Genomic DNA, 20,709 nt, shown 5'->3' on the forward strand with positions numbered 1-20,709 from the left:
GGATATGCATTTTATTTATCAAGGAGCAGTCAATGAAAAAGTATTTATTTTTGCCTCTATTAACCTCGGCATTTATGTTCTCAAGCAGCGCCTCTTATGCAGTTACAGGTACAGTGAAATTTACTGGTGAAATATATGAAGCATCTTGCGCTTTGGATGGAACTGTCGGGCCAGTAAAAATGGGGAATTACTCCAAAGCCGATATTGGAACTAAGAGCGCTGTAGTTGGCTCAAAAATTGGCTTTGAAATAAAGCTAAAAGATTGCCCCGTTGTTGCAGCAGATAAACTTGCATTGTCGATTAAACTTACAGGCACGGCTGATTCTGACGTTCCTGATATTATTAAATTAGATGATTCTGGTGCTACCGGCGTTGGTATTGGTATTTATAGTGCGACAAATGATTTAATAAAAATCAATGATGTTTCGCATAATTTAGGTCTTGCTATCGCCACTAAAGATATGACTATCCCACTACAAGCTGCATACGTCTCTAACGGCGCCACTAAGGCAGCTGGCCCAGCCAATGCGAGCGTTAGTTTTGAGATTGAATATAAATAACGCCAGCATAATATAATTAATGGTTCGTTCTTATCTTTTACTCAGTACATTTTTCATGTAAGAACGAACTTATTATAAAAAACTTGTTATATATACAGGGCATATTAAAAATGAGGCATATCCTTTGCTTTTTCATTTTATCTTTATGGTTGACAAATTCTATGGCAGCCGTTGTCGTTGGCGGCACTCGCGTTATTTATAATGGAGAAAAGAAAGAAACATCTATATCAGTAACGAATTCTGGTGAAAATAGGCCTTATCTAATTCAGTCATTTATCAATAGCAATATAAAAGGTGAAAAACCGCCCTTTATCGTGACGCCACCCCTATTCAGGTTGGATGCAGAAAAAGAAAATACGCTACGTATCACACGTACTGGCGGTCATTTATCTACAGATCGTGAATCAGTTTTTTACCTGAATGTGAAGTCGATACCTTCGGTTAACGAAAGTGAACAAAATACTTTAGTGATAGCAGTAAAAACGCGGATTAAGCTGTTTTACCGCCCGGAAGGTATTAAAGGCAATGCTGAGGAGGCTTATAAATCCCTTATCTTCAGCCAAAGAGGCAATCAACTAGCGATTAACAATCCCAGTAATTACTACGTGACGATTGGGCAGTTAAAAGTGGCCGGTAAGGTGATTCCCAATGTAGATATGATTGCGCCAAAAGAAACCATGTATTATCTCTTACCATCCAGACAGCCAGGATTAATCAGTTGGAATAGTATTAATAGCTATGGTGGCATTAGTGCGGAGATAACAAAGGATCTGCTTTAACAGGAATATGCAAGATCAGCAGGAGGCTGAGAGAGTTATGTTTAATACAAAGCAAGATGGTGAACAATCATTTCAATATGACTTCATTTTGGTATTTTCTCTTTGCTTCTTCATATTGTTTTCACTACCTATTTACGCACAAGAGCATTTTCGGGTGTCAGCATTAGAATTAAATAACGCTGAACAACCAGTTGTTGATTTAAGTGTGTTCTCCATCTCTGGTGGACAGTTACCCGGAAAATATCCGGTTATGATTATGCTTAATGGCAAAGAGAGAGAAGTCATAACGATTAACTTTATTCAACTACAAAATAACACTCTATCACCACAGTTAACCGTGGGTGATTTAAAAAACTTGGGTGTAAATTTTTCTGATTTCCCAGCGCTGACAGAATTATCTGCTGAAGATGTTATTAATGATATCAGAGAATACATACCACAAGCATCGACGACGTTCGATTTTTATAGTCAGCGGTTAGATGTTAGCATTCCGCAGGCAGCCTTGGATTATCAAGCCAGAGATGCGGTTTCACCTCATTTATGGCAACAGGGGCAATCAGCATTGTTGATGAGCTATGATTTTAGCGGCTCTGATAATCATAATGATATTAAAAATAGCCAAAGTTATTTTTTAAATTTACGCAGTGGAGTAAATATTGGCCCTTGGCGGTTGCGTAATCAATCTGTCTATAACTACGATTCGGGTGACAAAGCAAATAAAAGTAATCTATCTACCTTAGGTAGCTATATCCAACGAGACATTCAACAGTTAAAAAGCCAGATGACGATTGGTGAGACTTTTACTGCTGGCAATATATTTGAAAGTATACAGTTTACTGGTGCCTCTATTGCCTCTGACAGTTTAATGCTGCCAGGCAGTCAGCGTGGTTTTGCACCCATTATTCGTGGTATTGCCCAGAGCAATGCGCGGGTTACCATTCGCCAAAATAATTACGTTATTTACGAAAGCTACGTTTCTCCTGGGCCATTTGTTATTACAGATCTCTATTCCACCTCAGGTTCGGGTGATCTTGATGTGACGATTACAGAAAAGAACGGTCAGCAACGTAAGTTTGTACAACCATTCTCGTCGGTGCCAATGATGCAGCGAGAAGGGCAATTAAAGTATCAGTTTACGTTCGGGCGTTATCGCCATGCGAAAGCTGAGGTGAATAAGCCTTATTTTAGCGAAGCTGCATTTATTTATGGTTTCTCCAATCGGCTAAGTCTGTTATCTGGCACGCAGATTGCGGATAACTACAAAGCCTTAAATGGGGGTGTCGGCCTTGGATTGGGTGCTTTTGGCGCGTTCTCACTGGATACGACACTCGCAGACACTCAGCTTCGTCATAATATACATAAACAAGGGCAATCCTACCGTATCCAATATGCCAAAAGCATTGAGGCAACAGGGACATCACTGACACTGGCTGGGTATCGCTATTCTACTTCTGGCTATTATTCATTTGCTGAGGCAAATGAATGGACAGAAAAAAAAGACTCCAGCCGTGGCCAAAACAAGCGTAGCCGGGTGCAGCTTACCTTAAGTCAAGGCATGGGAGATTTTGGTAGTTTGTATTTATCTGCCTATCAGCAAGATTACTGGGGAATGCAGGGTATCAACCAATCATTGTCTGCCGGTTATAACATTAATTATGCCAGAGTTAGTTATGGATTAAATATTGCTTATAGCGACAATGCTGAATCTGTTCAATTTAATAATAAGCAGGCATCTTTTAATGTTTCTATCCCATTGGATAAATGGCTACCGGGTGGGTGGGCAACCTACAGCGTCACTATGAATAACCGCCGGCAGAGAAGCGAGCAGATTGCTATTAATGGCACCGCGCTTAAAGACGCTTCTTTGTCATATGGTATTACAGGGAGCGAAGGTAATAATCAGACAAGCTCAAGTGCTGGCGCTTCATTAGGATATATCTACTCATCTGGCCGAGGGAATATAGATTATAGCTACAGCAGTAACAGTCGTTTACTAAATTACGGATTATCTGGTGGTATCGTGGCTCATCAAAACGGTATTACTTTATCCCAGCCACTGGGCGAAACTGTTGTATTGGTCAACGCCGTCGGAACGGCAGAGACAGAAATTCTAAATCATCGTGGAATCAAAACAGACTCGCGCGGTTATGCCGTTATTCCTTCGGTGGAACCTTATGCCCATAACCGTATTACGTTGAATACTGAAGCGCTGGCTGACAATGTTGATATCGATAACGCCGTGCAAAATGTTGTGCCAACCCGTGGCGCGGTGATATCTGCCGATTTTCGTGTCCGTCAGGGATACCGTGTATTGGTGACATTGCGCTATAACGGTAAACCCGTCCCTTTCGGTGCCAGTGCTGTATTAACCGATAGTAGTAGCAGCGGAATTGTTGGCGATAACGGTGAGCTTTATCTCAGTGGTGTGCCAGAAAAAGCCGAAATAAAGGTGACATGGGGTAAAGAGAAAGGACAGCAATGTTATGTAAAAACTGATTTACCTGCATTATCACAAAACTCGGGTGTATTACAGATTGCTGCCGATTGTCGTCATTAAAAGGATTTAAGTATGTTTACGTTAGAGAGATTTATCTTCAATAGAATAAAAGTGTATGTACATGCTCTTATTTATTCAATAACTATCATTTTTATCTGTTATTCATCATTGGTTTTTTCTGCTGTTCCCAATTGTTCGGCTAATAATATATTTGTCTCCTTTGGTGATGTTTCGATACGTAATGATGTTAGTGTCGGTGATGCATTTGGGGAGGAAATTGTCGTAGAATCAAAGATAAAGTGTTCTTCCTGGAAGGAAATGCGGATGTTTGTAGACACGGCAGTTGGTTCAGAATCCCGTAATAGAATTTTTAAGACGGCGATTCCTGGCGTAGGTATTCAATGGGTGACTGAAAGCGAACGTGGGGCACGACAGCGCATGAGTATAGGGAGTGTTCGTGGGCTAAATACAGAGGCTAAATATAAAAATACCTTTTCTTTAATTAAAACTGGGAATATAGTTTCCGGTCATTCTGACAGTATCATTATAAACATGAAATATAAACAATATGAAAATATAGGAGGCAGTCTATTTTCATATAATATTAACGTGTTTAGCGTAAAGGAAAAATCTTGTGATATTCTTACGCCAGAGTTTAATGTTTCTATGGGGGCTGTATTAAAAAGTCACTTTACAGGCAAAAATAGCGCTATCGGGGAACGGGCGTTCAATATTGATGTGAAATGTAAAGGACAGCCGCAAGCGAGCATTACCTGGCAGGGAGGTGGTACAGATGGGGTAATCAATGCTGATACCACATCAACCTCAGCAGGAGTGGGTATCCAGATCCTGGATGGTGATAATCCTTTGGAGTTTAATAAAGAGATTGCTCTGGGTTATATCGCCACAGAGAAAAACTATTTTATAAAGCAAAATTCTATCAAACAAGTGACCGCGTTTCTGCTGGCAGTGTTAACGCGACAGCGACTTTTACCATTGATTATAAGTGAATATCGCAAAACACTCAGCACCTGTATATCCAATATCCTATCCCCAAAACTACAGCCATATTTAGGACGACACTGAGTATAAACCAGGTTCTGAAAGGTTGTTTTTGAGTTTTGTGCCGGAACAGCTGCTGACCGATGAATCCACCAATCCAGCCGCCCATGAGACCGAACACTAATAGCGTGGTTTCCGGCACTCGCTGCCAGCCTTTGCGTGCTGCTTGTTTGTCTGCACAGTACACCAACAGCGTTAACAGATTGAGGAACAGTAACCCCATCCAGGCGGGGCTGGGAAAGAACAGACTGGCGAGTAACGCCAGGCCCAGAAGGGTATAACAAATAAGGTTGGTTCTCATCTCATCGGACTTCCATATCAAAAGGATCGACACAGCAGCGATGAAATCACGGGATCGCAATCTAAAATCTGTTCAAGCCTTGTTAGGACATTCAAGTGTCGCGGTTACTCTGGAATATGTTGAAGGAAATATAGGCAATCTCAGATTGGCGTTAGAAGAGACGTTTGGGTAATAAAGACAATCCTAATAGGACAATTAATGATCGAAAGAAAAAGGTCCCCCCAGGCTCTTATCGGGGATCGGCTCATGTGGTAATAAACTGTAAGCAATCATCATTGGATGGGCGAACAAACCGAAAAGTGCGTAGCACAATCCAGTTTTATCGTTCTGTATGTTCAATCAGTATCTATACGAACATGATTCCAACGGACAAAAAGCAAAAAACCAGCCGTTAAGCTGGTTTCTTTAAATAGTGGTGCCCGGACTCGGAATCGAACCAAGGACACGGGGATTTTCAATCCCCTGCTCTACCGACTGAGCTATCCGGGCAACGGGGCGCATTAAACCGTATTGGCCGCTGATCGTCAACGAATTTATAGCTTAAAACCACTAAAACTGTGTTGAACGCTCTCTTTTCAGACAAAATAAGAGAAAATCATCTCACAATAGCGATGAAATCCTGTCATTTATAACTTAGCCCAGAGCGCCATTTTTACGGCATTGAGCGACTTCCAACACATCTTCAGCCAGACGTTTGGCGACTTCAACATCGACGAGTTGGCGCTTCACCAGCAACTTACTCAAACAGCCTTCCAGAATCAGCTCCATCTGTTGGGCGACCATCTCTGCGTCATCAGCCTCCATCTCATGCAGCAACTCCAGCGTATAGCTTAGTGAGGCTTCTTTTTGTTGCTCCGCCAATTGGTGGATAGGGTGATCATTCGCTGGATAAAAACTACATGCAGCAATAAATAAGCAGCCTGGATAGCGCTGGTTTTGCACTTGCTCACTGAGTGTTTGGTAGCGAGCGAGTAATTTCTGTTTGGGTGATAAAGTCTCGTCCAGTTGCAATTGACGCCGCCAGGTGTCTATCTGCTGACCGTGATAGCGCAGGCAGTCATATAGCAGTGCCTCGCGATCGGGCCAGAGGCGGGCCAGGTCACTGACCTCGACTGACACTTCTTTTGCCAGCATTTCCAGCGTGGTATTTGCCAACCCTTGCTGCTCTAACAAATTGAGCGCATTGCTTAAAACTTGTTCACGTTGCACGTTGCTCTCCTCCAACCTCTAACTGGCAAGTGTGATTTACCACCACCTATTGCGCAAATAAATGCATTGGCGTTTTCCGCCAGCTGACCCTCTACCTTATCACTACTGTGGCGAGATTTTTCTAACTCTTTGTCCTTTCGCTGTTTACTAATTTATAACGGCAGCATTACAGCATGACTTTTGCCATCCAGTAGTTTGTGAAGCAGGGCGCTTTTTATTGTGCTTCCGCCTATAAAAATGCGCCAATAATTGATTATTTCTGTTCTGCGGCCCGATGGCTTCTCGGAACGGTATTTCTATAATGTTTACCGTGAATGACACAACGTCTTGCATCCAGCTTGCGTTCCAACCGGGCGTTCTATCTGAAGGAGCGAAAATGAGTATGCAAAATTATCCTAATCAGTTCCGCCGCAACCTACAACAAGGGCAAACCCTTATTGGCTGCTGGAGTGCCTTGGCAAATAATATCTCGGGCAGCCAAATCATCCGGAAGTGCAAAAGTGATTCGCCATATTTTTACCGCGCCAAAGCCTAGGGTAAACCGAGTGGCATTCTGGCTCCGGCTGAAGCGGATGCCCGCCGTTATCTGGAATGGGGGCAACCTTCGTGGCCGTAGGCAGTGATTTGGGGGTGTTTCGCAGCGCTACCCAAGCGTTGTGCGACAAGTTTAAAAAGTAATGATGAGAGTTTAGTGCTGCCGTGTTGACGGCTATCCGACTTAATTAAGGAATAACAAATGAAAATTGGTTTCATTGGTCTGGGTATTATGGGAAAACCAATAAGTAAAAATCTGCTGAAAGTGGGTTACTCATTAACTGTCTTTGATCGTAACGCTGTGGTACTGGATGAATTAATTGCTGCAGGTACTCGCATAGCGCAGGCAGCACCGTGTTGGAGGCCAAAGCACCGATGGTCATGGATTGTAATGTCAATCCAGGCTTCCGTATCGATTTACATATCAAAGAATTGGCGAATGCATTAGACACCTCACTCGGTATCGGCGCGCAACTGCTCTTGACCGCTGCGGTGATGAAAATGATGCAGGCACTTAAAGTTGATGGATTGGAAAGTGCCGATCACCGCGCGCTGGCCAAGGTTGAAGTCACACGTTAATCAGTAATTAGTGTTTACGATGGCCGGCGTGCTGGGTTAAATGGCTATACTGGTAACTATCCCAACGCTCAATGCGGATCATTCATGAAATTGAATCATTTATGAAAATAGTCATTGCCCCGGACTCTTATAAAGAAAGTTTATCCGCGCTGGAAGTGGCGGTGCAGATTGAAGCGGGTTTTCGTACCCAATTTCCTGATGCGCACTACATTAAGTTGCCGGTTGCCGATGGCGGCGAAGGTACTGTGGACGTCATGGTCGCGGCGACGGCTGGCAGAGTGATTAAGGTGATGGTCACCGGTCCGTTAGGTGACAAGGTTGATGCCTTTTACGGCGTATCCGGTGATGAGAAGTGCGCATTCATTGAAATGGCGGCGGCCAGCGGGCTGGCGTTAGTTCCACCCGAACTACGCAATCCATTGAAAACCACTTCATATGGCACCGGTGAATTAATCGGCCATGCGTTGGGTCAGGGCGTTAAACATATCATTATCGGCATCGGTGGCAGTGCTACCAACGACGGTGGCGCTGGAATGTTGCAAGCGTTGGGTGTCAAACTGCTGGATAAGCAGGGGATTCAGATTGGTTTTGGTGGCGGTAAGCTGATGGATCTGGATGCAATTGATATGTCAGGGCTGGACCCGCGAATTAAGCAGTGTCAGATTGATGTTGCCTGTGATGTCACCAATCCGCTGACCGGCAGTGAAGGTGCTTCTGCTATTTTTGGGCAACAGAAAGGGGCGACACCAGAGATGGTGACCCGGTTGGATCAGGGGTTGCTGCATTACGCTGGCGTGATTAAGCGTTGTCTTGATACTGACGTCGATCAGGTGGAGGGGGCAGGCGCAGCCGGTGGCCTGGGTGCGGCGTTACTGGCGTTTTGCGGCGCGACCTTAAGCCCCGGTATCGATATTGTGACCGATGCTCTAGGGTTGGATGCATTAGTCAGGGATGCGACTTTTGTTATCACCGGCGAAGGGCGTATTGATAGCCAAACTATTCACGGCAAAGTACCAATAGGGGTTGCCCGCGTGGCTAAACGTTATAATAAACCGGTGATTGGTATTGCTGGCAGCCTGACGGATGATGTTGATGTAGTTTATGAACATGGTCTGGATGCGGTATTTAGCGTGATTTACAGTATTTGTACTCTGGAACAGGCGCTGGATAACGCGGCGGCAAATGTGTTTATGACCGCCCGCAATATCGCAGCAACATTGGCGATAGGTATGGCGGCCAGTAAAACATAACTGTTGTTCCATTTGGGCTGATCACTGATTGGCCCTGACTCTTCCTACCGCCACTCACTATTGCGCTGCAAAACAGAGCCGCTGCTGATTTTTCTGTGATATCGACTGCAACTCTCTTACCGAACTCTAACTTGGGTATTTGTCCAATGTTCCAGCCATGAATAGCGCATATGCTGATGTATTAGCCCAGATGGAGGCCCTATGAGCGTATATAGCCTTGATCCCCGGCTCGCACAGGATAACCGAAGCGGATGTGAAACAAGTTATTGATAGCATGGTGACTGATATCATTCAGTTCGATGTAATGCATTGATTATATGATTTTCCACCCTGCCTTATTTTGGTAAGCAGGGTGAAGTTGCATTAAAACGTGCCTTATAATTTCTGATTGCTTTGTAAGTGCTGCAAAAATGCTGATGCATTCATAAAGCCGGTCACTCTGGCAGTAGACACTTCTTTGCCCTGCGCATCAAAGAACAGGATAGTTGGAAGGCCCAACACGTTCAGTTCCTTCAACATCGCCGCATGTTCGGTACTGTTAGCCGTGACATCCGCCTGAATGAGCACGGTATCTGCTAACTGGCGCTGAACATTGCCATCGCTAAAGGTATATTTCTCAAACTCTTTACAAGCTACGCACCAGTCTGCGTAGAGATCCAGCATCACCGGTTTACCCCGCGCTTGGGCTAATGCTGCGTGTAATTGCGGCAAATCAGCTACTGGCCGGAAGGCTAAATGTTTGACTTCACTCTGCGGTGTGTTGCCATTAAAGGCCCAGTCTTGTAACGGGCGGGCGGCGACCAAGAGTGCGGCTAACAGCAATAACTGGAAGGCTCGTGCCCAGCCCGAGTGTGCCTTGAGACTGAGCACGAATGCCCAGCCGAAGAAGGCCACTGCTAGCAGGCTCCATAAACGTAAGCCCCAGACATCACCCAGCACCCTTTCCAGCAGGAACACCGGCAGCGCCAGAATGACAAAACCGAAAGCTTCTTTAACGTATTGCATCCACGGGCCGCTGCGTGGGATCAGCTTATTGCCGAACAGCGTTACAATCACCAGCGGAATACCCATACCTAATGCATACAAATAGAGCGTGCCGCCACCGGCCAGCATATTTCCGCTTTGGGCGATATACAGCAGAATGGCGCTGAGTGGCGCGGTGGTGCACGGTGAGCAAATCAGCCCTGCCAGTGCGCCCATCGCAAAAACACCGGCCAGTGAGCCACCGCGCTGGCTACTGCTCCACTGTACCAGGCGGGTTTGCAGTGACGATGGCAGTTGCAATGAATACAGGCCAAACATCGATAATGCCAATAACACGAACAGCACCGACAGCCCAATCAATACATATGGATGTTGTAGTGCCGCCTGAAATTGTAACCCCGCCGCCGCCACCACCAAGCCGAGCAGGGTGTAGGTCAGCGCCATTCCCTGCACATACACCACCGCGAGTATCAAGATCCTCCGCTGGCTATGTGGCTTCTCGCGGCCAAGAATAATGGCGGAAATCAGTGGGTACATTGGCAGTACGCACGGTGTAAAGGCGATACCGATACCAATCAGCAGCGCCCAGAGCGGTGAGAAGGGTAGTTCAGTGGGTACTGGCGCGTTATCGTTGAACGGTTGTGTGTTTTTTTTTGCATCAATGGATGGCGAATCAATGGGTTGTGAACCGATAACTTGCGATTTTTGCGCTGGTTCAGAACTGGCCGGGATAGCACTGAGTGGCACTATCCGCGTTTCCGGTGGATAACAGAAACCGGCAGCGGCACAGCCTTGATAGGTCACACGGAGGCTGGCTCCTTGCTGTGCCTGCGTAATAGGGATTTTCAGTGTTAGCGGTTGCTTGAAAATCGCCACTTCACCGTAGAATTCATCATGATGCGCAATGCCCTCCGGCAGAGTAAAAGCCGCAAGAGTGGCATTTTGCGGCACAATCTTTATTTGCTGGCGATACAGGTAATAATCGGGGTGAATTTGCCAGTTTAGGGTGAGTTGGTCACCTTGTTGGCGAAAATCAAAGGCAAACGCCTGATCAACCGGAATAAACCGGCTCTGGCTACTTTTTTGGCCAAAAGATGAGTTATCACCAAACAGCGAAGCCTGCGCACTGTACGGGGCGAGTAATACGCTGCACAGCAGCAGAATCAGAGTAATGAAGCGTTGAGCCATGACAGGTAATCTTTGTCTCCGTCCCGTACCGGCAGCACCAGTAATTCCGGTGTCTGGTAGGGGTGATGTTGTTTGATATAACTGAGAAGTGCCTGTTGATGGCCTGTATTGCTCTTGAACAAAAGTTGGACTTCATACTCTTGTTGCAGCTTGCCTTCCCAGTAGTAAATCGAGGTCGCACCCGGTAATAGTGTCGCGCAGGCGGCCAGTTTCTCCCCCAATACCTGTGCGGCTAAATTCTGTGCACTGGCTTCATCGGGGGCGGTGCACAATACCACAATTGCATCACAAATAATTGCATCACAATCAGACATCTTAACCTCGGCGGTTGCACGGATTTTACAAACTATAACGCGAAGTGGGGCCGGCCAGAAGAGGATTTATGTCACGGTGAGATAGATGCGATGGATATCGCAAATGAGAGTGGGGCGCATCGCACGCCCCATTTACAGATGATAAATTACAGAACCAGGCTGCCCATCACAAAGCCGAAGCAAACGGCCAGTGCTACCCCGATGGTGCCAGGGATAAAGAACGGATGGTTAAACACGAAACGGCCAATGCGCGTAGTACCAGTGTCATCCATTTGTACTGCTGCTACCAGTGTTGGGTAGGTCGGCAGAATAAACAGACCAGAAACTGCTGCGAAAGAAGCAATGGCTGCCAGTGGCGACACGTTCAGGGCCATTGCCATTGGCATCAATGCCTTGGCTGTTGCAGCTTGGGAGTACAACAGAGCAGAACAGAAGAAGAAGATAACCGCCAGCAACCATGAGTGGGCCTGAATCAGGCTACCCGCAGTTTCTTTAATCCACTCCAGGTTGTGTTGTACAAAGGTATCGCCCAACCAGGCCACACCGAGGATACAGATACAAGCACTCATACCGGCTTTAAACGTACTGGAGTTCAGCACGGCATCGGTATCAACCGAACATACCAGCGTGGTGATGGTCGCTACACTCAGCATGATGATCAGGATAGCGTTAGTGGTGTTCATCAGCGGAGTTGCAACCAGACCCACACTTGGGCTGTTGATAATCGCGTAGGCAACCACACAAAGAACGCCCGCCAGGAACAGCAGTACTGAAGTTTTAGCCCGTGGCTTAATCACTTTTACTGTGTCGCCACGCAGTGTCACCAAGCCTTCTTCCAAACGTTTGATGTAAACAGGATCATCAGACAGCTTAGAGTTAAAGCACAAGGAGACGATCAGCGACATCAACAACACCGCACACAGGGTCGATGGGATAACGATCATCAGCAGATGTAAGTAGCTAACGCTGTGACCTTCCATCACAGAAGACATGTAAACTACCGCCGCCGAAATTGGTGATGCAGTAATGGCTATCTGTGCGGAAACCACCGCCGTGGAAAGAGGGCGGCAGGGTTTGATGCCTTGTTCTTTCGCCACTTCAGCAATAACCGGCAAAGCAGAAAGAGAGATGTTGCCTGTTCCGGCAAAGATAGTCAGAAAATAAGTAACCAGTGGAGCAAGAATGGTGATGTGTTTTGGATTCTTACGCAGCAATTTTTCAGTTTGCTGCACCAGATAATCCATGCCGCCCGCAACCTGCATTGCCGCAATGGCAGCTATAACGGCCATAATAATTGAAATTACATCGAACGGAATGCTACCGGGTTTGACGCCAATAATGGCTAAAACCAGAACACCAATCCCGCCTGCAAAACCGATACCGATACCACCCAACCTGGCCCCTAAAAAAATGGCCAGCAGAACGATGACTAATTCTACGGCTATCATAGTGTTTACTCCTTGTTTTTTATTGGAAACTACTTGTTTTAATTATTGATTAAAAGTTAATGAATTGTGTTTGCCAGAAAGTAAAAAGGCACGCTGTCCAGAGGAGCTGCGTGCCTTTCAGGGCTACCGGATGACTATATTATTGTTCATTTTCATCGGTATAACGTTTCGCTTTATACGCCGGGTGCATCAGGTTCTCAACAGAGAAAATGTCGTCCAGCTCGACTTCAGTCAATAAGCCGCGTTCCAGAACCACTTCTCGCACATTTTTACCGGTTTCTGCACAGATTTTACCCACGATGTCACCATTATGGTGGCCAATGAATGGGTTCAGATAGGTGACGATACCGATGGAGTTAAAGACGTAACGTTCGCAGACCTCTTTGTTGGCAGTGATGCCGTTAATGCATTTTTCCAACAGGTTATAACAGGCGTTTGTCAGAATATGGATGGACTCAAACATTGCCTGACCAATCACCGGCTCCATAACGTTCAACTGGAGCTGGCCTGCTTCGGCCGCCATAGTAATGCAAGTGTCGTTACCAATCACCTTAAAACAAACCTGGTTAACCACTTCAGGAATAACCGGGTTAACTTTAGCGGGCATAATAGAAGAACCCGCCTGTAATTCTGGCAAGTTAATTTCATTCAGGCCGGTGCGAGGGCCGGAAGAGAGCAAGCGCAGGTCATTACAGATTTTTGACATCTTAACGGCCAGACGTTTCAGCGCACTGTGTACCATGACGTAAGCGCCACAGTCAGAGGTTGCTTCGATCAGGTCTTCCGCTGGGACGCAAGCCAATCCACTGATTTCAGACAGTTTTTGTATTGCCAGTTGTGAGTAACCTTCAGGTGTATTTAGCGCAGTACCAATCGCGGTTGCACCCAGGTTAACTTCCAGCAGCAACTCTGCGGTACGTTGTAGGTTTTTGGTTTCTTCTTTTAATAACACCGCGAAGGCTTTGAATTCCTGGCCCAGCGTCATGGGTACTGCATCCTGTAACTGGGTACGGCCCATTTTCAGGATTTTCTCGAATTCTTTGGATTTTCTTTCGAAGCCTTCTTTTAACTGATTGATGGCATCGATAAGCTTCATGATGGAAGCATAAACCGCAATGCGGAAACCGGTTGGGTAGGCATCGTTGGTGGACTGGCATTTGTTCAGATGGTCGTTAGGATTGAGGTATTGATACTCTCCCTTCTGGTGACCCATCAGCTCCAGACCGATATTGGCCAGAACTTCGTTGGTATTCATGTTTAAAGAAGTACCGGCACCGCCTTGGAACACATCAACCGGGAACTGATCCATACACTTCCCTTTATCCAGGACTTCATCACATGCCTGAATAATGATATCCGCGATCTTGCGTGGGATAGTGTGCAATTCTTTGTTCGCCATTGCCGCTGCTTTTTTAACCATTACCATGCCGCGTACAAATTCTGGAACATCACTGATCTTACTGTTACTAATATAGAAGTTTTCAATCGCACGCAGGGTATGAACACCGTAGTAAGCCTCTGCGGGGACTTCTCGTGTACCTAACAGGTCTTCTTCAATACGAATGTTATTTGACATGAGAACCTTCTCTAGTGTGCTGTCTTGTTTTGTATTTGTTAACTAAATTATGCCGCCGTGGGCGATATGTTGATGCCGTGATGAACCCATAGTGCGGAAAGATTAACCATTCATCATATCGCTAACAGGATCATATGCTGCTTGGCGATAAAAAGCCTTGAACTAAGATCACTATATGGTCGGATTTAATTAAGATGATCTGATATCTGTGATTCCTCTCACAGTTAGATTAATTAGTAATAAAAGTAGTGCCCCTGCTTGAAAAACGCACCTGCCACCACCACTTCACTGTAGTCGACCCAAGTTGAAGAGGGGCGCTGAGGCTAAAATCCGCCAATTAGGGGCAAACGATGTCAGCGTCGAGGGGTTAAGGTTTTCATGGTATCTGTCAGGCGGGTTTCACCCGGTGAGGGGTACTGAATGAGTTGAATAAGGAGAATACGGTGCGTTGGTTACCGTTAGCGCTGATATTTTTATTGGCATATATAGAAATATCGATATTTATCAAGGTCGCAGCCGTGCTGGGTGTGCTGGTTACCCTGTTGCTGGTGATCTTCAGCTCTTGTGTGGGGATCTCGCTGGTGCGTAACCAGGGGATAAAAACCTTTATGCAGATGCAGCAGAAACTGGCGGCGGGTGAAAGCCCGGCGGCAGAAATGGTCAAAAGTGTGTCGCTGGTATTGGCCGGTTTCTTACTGCTCATCCCCGGCTTTTTCACTGATTTCCTTGGTTTGTTGCTGTTGTTGCCGCCGATTCAAAAATCGTTAACGCTGAAGTTAATGCCGCATCTGAATATTTATCGCAGCGGTGGTTTTAGCGCGGGTAGCTCTAATAACCAAGGCGCTGGCGGAAATACCTTTGATGGCGAGTTTCAGCGTAAGCCTGATGACCGCTTCACGGTTGAGCATCGTCCGGATGAGGATGATAAATCGACAAATGATCGTTTTAAAGATGACAAGTAAGGCGCCAGGTCTTTCTAATAGCCTGTTTATTAATTATAAATTCCCAAAGTAAATCACAGTGCCTGCTTTGGTGGGGCAGCTATAGGGAGGATGATAATCTTCCTGCTCAAGGCGAAAAAAAATGAAATTTTTTTTGTCGCCTCCCTTGAAGGGATGAGAGGATGCCCCCACTTAGAATGTCACGGTATCGGTTATTTGAGATATACCGATATTAATCCTAAATTCTGATACGGAACTTCTCATAGGAGAGCTATCAATGAAAATTCGTCCATTGCATGACCGCGTTATCGTCAAGCGCAAAGAAGTTGAATCCAAATCTGCTGGCGGCATCGTTCTGACTGGCACCGCAGCGGGTAAATCTACGCGTGGTGAGGTCTTAGCCGTCGGCAATGGTCGCATCCTGGATAACGGTGAGATCAAGCCGCTGGATGTGAAAGTTGGCGACATCGTTATTTTCAACGATGGTTATGGCGTGAAGTCAGAGAAGATCGACCATGAAGAAGTGTTGATCATGTCCGAAAGCGACATTCTGGCAATTGTTGAAGCGTAATTCACGCTCTCTAATCTTCTGAACTGAACGAGTTAAGGGAAATCATACCAATGGCAGCTAAAGACGTAAAATTCGGTAACGACGCACGCATCAAAATGCTACGCGGCGTAAACATTCTTGCTGATGCAGTAAAAGTGACCCTGGGCCCGAAAGGCCGTAACGTAGTTCTGGACAAGTCTTTTGGCTCTCCAACTATCACCAAAGACGGTGTTTCAGTTGCGCGTGAGATCGAACTGGAAGACAAGTTTGAGAACATGGGCGCACAGATGGTTAAAGAAGTTGCCTCTAAAGCGAACGATGCTGCGGGTGACGGTACCACTACTGCAACTGTATTGGCTCAATCCATTATCACTGAAGGCCTGAAAGCAGTTGCGGCCGGCATGAACCCAATGGACCTGAAACGCGGTATCGACAAAGCCGTTATCGCGGCGGTTGAAGAACTGAAAAAACTGTCTGTACCTTGCTCTGACTCTAAAGCTATCGCGCAGGTAGGGACTATCTCTGCCAACTCCGACTCAACCGTCGGTGAGCTTATCGCACAAGCGATGGAAAAAGTGGGCAAAGAAGGCGTTATCACCGTTGAAGAAGGTTCAGGTCTGCAAGACGAGCTGGACGTAGTCGAAGGTATGCAGTTCGACCGTGGTTACCTGTCTCCTTACTTCATCAATAAACCAGAAACCGGTTCTATTGAACTTGAAAGCCCATTCATCCTGTTGGCTGACAAGAAAATCTCTAACATCCGCGAAATGCTGCCAGTGTTGGAAGCGGTAGCGAAAGCCGGTAAACCACTGCTGATCATCGCAGAAGACGTTGAGGGCGAAGCTCTGGCGACTCTGGTGGTTAATACCATGCGCGGCATTGTTAAAGTTGCAGCGGTTAAAGCACCTGGCTTCGGCGACCGTCGCAAAGCTATGCTGCAAGACATCGCAACCCTGACTGGCGGTACCGTTATTTCTGAAGAGATCGGTCTGGAACTGGAAAAAACCACTCTGGAAGATCTGGGTCAGGCAAAACGTGTTGTTATCAACAAAGACACTACTATCATCATCGATGGTATCGGTGACGAAGCTGCGATTTCTGGTCGCGTGACTCAGATCCGTCAGCAAATCGAAGACGCAACTTCTGACTACGACAAAGAAAAACTGCAAGAGCGTGTTGCTAAACTGGCTGGCGGCGTTGCCGTTATCAAAGTGGGCGCCGCAACTGAAGTTGAAATGAAAGAGAAGAAAGCGCGCGTTGAAGATGCTCTGCACGCAACCCGTGCTGCGGTAGAAGAAGGCGTAGTCGCTGGTGGTGGTGTCGCACTGATTCGTGCAGCTCATGCTATCTCTGGTCTGAAAGGCGACAACGAAGACCAGAATGTCGGTATCAAAGTTGCTCTGCGTGCGATGGAATCTCCACTGCGTCAGATCGTGGTTAACGCTGGTGAAGAAGCCTCTGTTATCGCGAACAACGTTAAAGCAGGCGAAGGTAGCTTCGGTTACAACGCTTATACTGAAGAATATGGTGATATGATCGCGATGGGCATCTTGGATCCAACTAAAGTGACTCGTTCTGCTTTGCAGTACGCAGCCTCTATTGCTGGCCTGATGATCACTACCGAGTGCATGATCACTGACCTGCCACGCGATGACAAAGGCGGTGATATGGGCGCTGGCGGCATGGGTGGTATGGGCGGCATGGGCGGCATGATGTAATGCCCCCAACCCTATAGCTTCTTATTAAGCTATAAACCTAAAGCGAGTGGGGAAACCTGCTCGCTTTTCTTTTATCTAACAATTGAAATCTGTCATAACCCTGCCTCTATTTAGCCTTATACTCAGTCTTTTCTGATTCAATTTTCGTAACCTCAGGCCCTAAATGCGGTTTTATTTCATTCAGTGTGATGATTGCAGGAGTTTTTATTATCTCCGTTACTGATTTAATGTGTAAACTGTTCATTATTAGTCATCAGTCTCGACATCGGGTACCTGGATAATTTCGGCAACGGATGCCTAATCGGCAGCGGTGCTTTCTGGTAATCTTTAGCGTGATTCTCAACTTCAAATGGGGAAAAAAATGCGGATTAAAGCGTTACTTGGCCTTTCAGCAGCGCTGTTGCTGGCGGGTTGTAGCTCCACTAACCAATTAAGTTCGGCGGGTGAGCAAGTGAAGTTCTCTGATACTAAGCCTGGTGCTGAATGTCAGTTGGTGGGCCAGCTTACCGGTACTCAAAGTAACTGGTTCTCTGGTAGTGGCGGGGAAGGTAGCTCTATGCGCGGTGCCGCAAATGACCTGCGCAACAAGGCAGCAGCGATGGGTGGCAACGTCATCTATGGTGCAACCAGCCCGAGCGAGACTTTCTTATCGAGCTTTGCACCGCTGGACAGCAAAATGGTCGGTCAGGTCTATAAGTGCCCGTGATAGTTGAAGCAATAATTTAAATCAATCAGGGGAGCGGTTTGAACTGCATCCCCTGGTTCTTATACCTGTGACTCGCTCTGTATTAATCTTAGGTCGAGCGGCGTCTTGCTTGGTTCGCCACCGATTTCCCGTGTCAATCGCGGAACCAGATAACCGGAAACACGACTCAACAACCCTTTCATTAATTGCCGCGCTTCATCATCGTCGACCATAAAGTGGGCCGCACCTTGTACTTTATCCAGCACATGAATGTAATAAGGCAGAATTCCGGCATCGAACAGCGCATTACTTAATGCTGCTAATACATCCGCGTCGTTATTGACCCCACGTAGCAACACACTCTGGTTCAGCAGTGTCACGCCAGCCCGCTTTAGCTGTGCCATACTGTTTCGCAGTGATTGATCGATTTCATTGGCATGGTTGATATGTGTAACCATCAATACCTGTAATCGTGAATTACTCAGGCGCTGACATAGATTAGCCGTAATACGTGCTGGGATAACAACAGGTAAGCGAGTATGGATACGTAGCCGTTTGATGTGAGAGATACTTTCAATCTCATCCAATAACCAGCTAAGTTCGCTATCATTTGCCATTAGCGGGTCACCGCCCGAGAAAATGATCTCATCCAACTCAGGATGTTGGCGAATATAGTCTAATGCCTGACGCCAATTGGCCTTGTTGCCTTGATTATCCTGATAAGGGAAGTGGCGGCGAAAGCAATAACGGCAATTAACGGCACAGCCGCTCTTGACCAGCAATAGCGCGCGGTTGCGGTACTTGTGCAACAGGCCGGGCACCACACTGCGCTGTTCATCAAGTGGGTCGGTGGTAAAACCGGGAGCGGTGATAAACTCTTCCTGCGCGGTGAGCACTTGAAGCAATAAAGGGTCTGATGGGTTTCCCGGCTGCATACGCGCAACGAATGCACGGGGCACTCTTAAGGGAAATAAAAGACGCGCATCACGACCTTTGGGCAGGTCAGGGTGGCTATTTAACAACAGAATTCTTAGCAATTCGTCCGGTTCAGTAATTACATCGCGGAGTTGGTGCAACCATTCTTCTCTAGTCGATATGTTTTGGGTTACAATACTTGCCATTTTCTAGGCTTACTACCAGTTTCTTGAGGACCATTATGGCCAGTTATTATAGCAACGATTTTCGTCCCGGTCTTAAAATCATGTTCGAGGGCGAGCCTTATGCGGTTGAGTCCAGCGAGTTCGTAAAACCCGGTAAAGGCCAGGCTTTTGCTCGTGTTAAGATGCGCCGCCTACTGACTGGTGGGCGCGTTGAAAAGACCTTCAAATCAACAGATTCTCTGGAAGGCGCTGACGTTAACGACCTGAACCTGACTTACCTGTATAACGATGGTGAGTTCTGGCACTTCATGAATAACGAGACTTACGAACAACTGCAAGCTGATGCAAAAGCGGTTGGCGACAACGACAAATGGCTGATTGATCAGGCTGAATGTATCGTAACTCTGTGGAATGGTCAGCCTATCACAGTCACACCACCTAACTTTGTTGAACTCGAAATCACAGACACTGACCCCGGTTTGAAAGGTGATACTGCCGGTACTGGTGGTAAACCTGCAACGCTGAGCACTGGCGCGGTGGTCAAAGTGCCATTATTCGTACAGGTTGGCGAAGTCATCAAAGTTGATACTCGTTCTGGCGAATACGTTTCCCGCGTTAAGTAAGTCGCAATATGTAAGTCGCGATAAAAAGCTGCGCTGAGAACGAAAGAAAACCGCTTAATCGGCGGTTTTTTGCTCTCTGGCGTTAGCCCATCGATTAGCGCGATTTAAGTCAGAAAAAGTGCAATGCTGTTTTTTTGACTATCCTTATAGGGTGTATAGGTAATTTCATACCATAAGGATCTTCTATAATGTTGAAAAAAAGCATCGCTGTTATTTTCTCTTTATTGGTTATCTCTTTCCTAAGTGCCTGTAACACAACAAAAGGTGTGGGCAAAGATGTTCAAAGCGCCGGTAGCGCAATTGAACGTAGCGCTCAATAAATCGCTATTTGTATTGTTATCGGCGGCATTGCCGCCGGATTTGTTTGCTGTGAATCATGATATTGCTGCTTATTATTTAGCATGATAATGTATGGCCCTGCTTATCGGCTGCCTGGGACGACCCAGTCACGCATCTGTTATTCGGGGACGACCCCACCTGAGCTAGGGGGTTACTGTGGCTTGGATTATTCTGGTCATTGCGGGTTTATTAGAAGTGATTTGGGCCATCGGCCTGAAGTATTCTCATGGTTTTACGCGGCTGACACCCAGTGTTATCACCCTTGTGGCGATGGCAGCGAGCGTTTTTCTGTTGGCTTATGCCATGAAGACTCTACCGGCGGGTACAGCCTATGCAGTCTGGACGGGCATTGGTGCCGTGGGTACGGCTATTTTAGGTATCGCACTACTTGGAGAATCTGCCAGCTTGGCACGGGTGTTTAGCTTGGGGTTGATTTTGGCCGGAATTATTGGGTTAAAATTAGCATCATAGA

General features: G+C 46.5%; 21 protein-coding genes, 1 tRNA gene and 2 pseudogenes. 16 read left to right on the forward strand and 8 right to left on the reverse strand.

Going from position 1 to position 20,709, the window contains the following annotated elements; translation table 11 throughout:
* The first annotated feature begins 32 nt into the window (after positions 1–32).
* The 4 genes from YALDO0001_RS19660 (at position 33) to YALDO0001_RS03035 (ending at position 4,922) form a co-directional block, all read left to right on the forward strand.
* On the forward strand, positions 33–560 hold the full coding sequence (locus tag YALDO0001_RS19660) for a fimbrial protein (protein ID WP_049596229.1): 528 nt from the start codon (positions 33–35) through the stop codon (positions 558–560).
* A gap of 161 nt (positions 561–721) precedes the next feature.
* Complete coding sequence (locus tag YALDO0001_RS03025; protein WP_004699756.1) at positions 722–1,339, forward strand: fimbrial biogenesis chaperone; 618 nt, start codon at positions 722–724, stop codon at positions 1,337–1,339.
* Positions 1,340–1,376: 37 nt separating this feature from the next.
* Positions 1,377–3,896, forward strand: coding sequence for a fimbria/pilus outer membrane usher protein (locus YALDO0001_RS03030; RefSeq protein WP_231585793.1), 2,520 nt, complete (start codon positions 1,377–1,379; stop codon positions 3,894–3,896).
* A gap of 12 nt (positions 3,897–3,908) precedes the next feature.
* Positions 3,909–4,922 (forward strand): fimbrial protein, encoded by a 1,014-nt coding sequence (locus tag YALDO0001_RS03035; RefSeq protein ID WP_004699759.1) that lies wholly within the window; start codon positions 3,909–3,911, stop codon positions 4,920–4,922.
* Here YALDO0001_RS03035 and YALDO0001_RS19870 read toward each other — a convergent pair.
* The gene (locus YALDO0001_RS19870; RefSeq protein WP_049596231.1) at positions 4,861–5,199 is read right to left on the reverse strand and encodes a DUF1294 domain-containing protein; all 339 of its coding nucleotides are present in this window, start codon (positions 5,197–5,199) and stop codon (positions 4,861–4,863) included. The genes YALDO0001_RS03035 and YALDO0001_RS19870 overlap by 62 nt on opposite strands.
* Before the next feature lie 40 nt (positions 5,200–5,239).
* Between YALDO0001_RS19870 and YALDO0001_RS19875 the strand changes: the two genes are divergently transcribed.
* Entirely contained in the window at positions 5,240–5,371 is a 132-nt protein-coding gene (locus YALDO0001_RS19875) for an integrase (RefSeq protein ID WP_071986371.1), read from the forward strand.
* A gap of 241 nt (positions 5,372–5,612) precedes the next feature.
* On the opposite strand, the gene YALDO0001_RS03040 is transcribed toward YALDO0001_RS19875, so the two are convergent.
* Positions 5,613–5,688, reverse strand: a tRNA-Phe gene (locus YALDO0001_RS03040).
* 144 nt (positions 5,689–5,832) lie between these two features.
* Positions 5,833–6,408: a transcriptional regulator gene (locus YALDO0001_RS03045; protein ID WP_004699761.1), complete on the reverse strand. Its 576-nt coding sequence runs from the start codon at positions 6,406–6,408 to the stop codon at positions 5,833–5,835.
* Between the two features lie 465 nt (positions 6,409–6,873).
* On the opposite strand from YALDO0001_RS03045, the pseudogene YALDO0001_RS19880 reads away from it, so the two are divergent.
* From YALDO0001_RS19880 to YALDO0001_RS03060, 4 genes and pseudogenes are all read left to right on the forward strand, one after another.
* Positions 6,874–7,086: pseudogene (locus YALDO0001_RS19880) on the forward strand (aldolase/citrate lyase family protein); the annotation flags it as partial.
* A 58-nt stretch (positions 7,087–7,144) separates the two neighbouring features.
* Positions 7,145–7,390 carry an NAD(P)-binding domain-containing protein gene (locus tag YALDO0001_RS22315; protein ID WP_315850402.1) on the forward strand — a complete coding sequence of 82 codons (246 nt, stop codon included), beginning with the start codon at positions 7,145–7,147 and terminating at the stop codon, positions 7,388–7,390.
* Positions 7,285–7,521, forward strand: a pseudogene (locus tag YALDO0001_RS21725) (NAD-binding protein); the annotation flags it as partial. The gene YALDO0001_RS22315 and the pseudogene YALDO0001_RS21725, both read left to right, overlap by 106 nt.
* A 101-nt stretch (positions 7,522–7,622) precedes the next feature.
* Positions 7,623–8,771 carry a glycerate kinase gene (locus YALDO0001_RS03060; RefSeq protein WP_042839354.1) on the forward strand — a complete coding sequence of 383 codons (1,149 nt, stop codon included), beginning with the start codon at positions 7,623–7,625 and terminating at the stop codon, positions 8,769–8,771.
* Positions 8,772–9,146: 375 nt separating this feature from the next.
* On the opposite strand, the gene YALDO0001_RS03065 is transcribed toward YALDO0001_RS03060, so the two are convergent.
* The 4 genes from YALDO0001_RS03065 to aspA form a co-directional block, all read right to left on the reverse strand.
* Positions 9,147–10,943 (reverse strand): protein-disulfide reductase DsbD, encoded by a 1,797-nt coding sequence (locus tag YALDO0001_RS03065; RefSeq protein ID WP_004699770.1) that lies wholly within the window; start codon positions 10,941–10,943, stop codon positions 9,147–9,149.
* On the reverse strand, positions 10,919–11,257 hold the full coding sequence (gene cutA / locus YALDO0001_RS03070; protein WP_042547588.1) for a divalent cation tolerance protein CutA: 339 nt from the start codon (positions 11,255–11,257) through the stop codon (positions 10,919–10,921). The genes YALDO0001_RS03065 and cutA overlap by 25 nt, the downstream gene beginning before the upstream one ends.
* Before the next feature lie 146 nt (positions 11,258–11,403).
* A complete protein-coding gene (locus tag YALDO0001_RS03075; RefSeq protein WP_004699774.1) occupies positions 11,404–12,705 on the reverse strand; it encodes an anaerobic C4-dicarboxylate transporter in 1,302 nt (433 codons plus the stop codon).
* Between the two features lie 139 nt (positions 12,706–12,844).
* Positions 12,845–14,281: an aspartate ammonia-lyase gene (aspA, locus tag YALDO0001_RS03080; protein WP_004699776.1), complete on the reverse strand. Its 1,437-nt coding sequence runs from the start codon at positions 14,279–14,281 to the stop codon at positions 12,845–12,847.
* A gap of 443 nt (positions 14,282–14,724) precedes the next feature.
* Between aspA and YALDO0001_RS03085 the strand changes: the two genes are divergently transcribed.
* The 4 genes from YALDO0001_RS03085 (at position 14,725) to YALDO0001_RS03100 (ending at position 18,196) form a co-directional block, all read left to right on the forward strand.
* Positions 14,725–15,243 (forward strand): FxsA family protein, encoded by a 519-nt coding sequence (locus tag YALDO0001_RS03085; protein WP_004699778.1) that lies wholly within the window; start codon positions 14,725–14,727, stop codon positions 15,241–15,243.
* A 256-nt stretch (positions 15,244–15,499) separates the two neighbouring features.
* On the forward strand, positions 15,500–15,793 hold the full coding sequence (locus tag YALDO0001_RS03090) for a co-chaperone GroES (RefSeq protein WP_004391824.1): 294 nt from the start codon (positions 15,500–15,502) through the stop codon (positions 15,791–15,793).
* A gap of 50 nt (positions 15,794–15,843) precedes the next feature.
* Positions 15,844–17,490 carry a chaperonin GroEL gene (gene groL, locus YALDO0001_RS03095; protein WP_004699780.1) on the forward strand — a complete coding sequence of 549 codons (1,647 nt, stop codon included), beginning with the start codon at positions 15,844–15,846 and terminating at the stop codon, positions 17,488–17,490.
* Between the two features lie 361 nt (positions 17,491–17,851).
* Entirely contained in the window at positions 17,852–18,196 is a 345-nt protein-coding gene (locus tag YALDO0001_RS03100; protein WP_042839335.1) for a DUF4156 domain-containing protein, read from the forward strand.
* Positions 18,197–18,255: 59 nt separating this feature from the next.
* Here the strand turns inward: YALDO0001_RS03100 and epmB are convergent, their stop codons facing one another.
* Positions 18,256–19,296, reverse strand: a complete 1,041-nt coding sequence (epmB, locus tag YALDO0001_RS03105; RefSeq protein ID WP_042839336.1) for an EF-P beta-lysylation protein EpmB — start codon at positions 19,294–19,296, stop codon at positions 18,256–18,258.
* A 35-nt stretch (positions 19,297–19,331) separates the two neighbouring features.
* On the opposite strand from epmB, the gene efp reads away from it, so the two are divergent.
* From efp to sugE, 3 genes are all read left to right on the forward strand, one after another.
* Positions 19,332–19,898 (forward strand): elongation factor P, encoded by a 567-nt coding sequence (gene efp / locus YALDO0001_RS03110; protein WP_004699787.1) that lies wholly within the window; start codon positions 19,332–19,334, stop codon positions 19,896–19,898.
* A 188-nt stretch (positions 19,899–20,086) separates the two neighbouring features.
* Positions 20,087–20,218: an entericidin A/B family lipoprotein gene (locus YALDO0001_RS03115; RefSeq protein WP_042547594.1), complete on the forward strand. Its 132-nt coding sequence runs from the start codon at positions 20,087–20,089 to the stop codon at positions 20,216–20,218.
* A 175-nt stretch (positions 20,219–20,393) separates the two neighbouring features.
* A complete protein-coding gene (gene sugE, locus YALDO0001_RS03120; protein WP_004699792.1) occupies positions 20,394–20,708 on the forward strand; it encodes a quaternary ammonium compound efflux SMR transporter SugE in 315 nt (104 codons plus the stop codon).
* Position 20,709: the final 1 nt, after the last annotated feature.

Source organism: Yersinia aldovae ATCC 35236, from assembly GCF_000173735.1.
Classification (GTDB): domain Bacteria; phylum Pseudomonadota; class Gammaproteobacteria; order Enterobacterales; family Enterobacteriaceae; genus Yersinia; species Yersinia aldovae.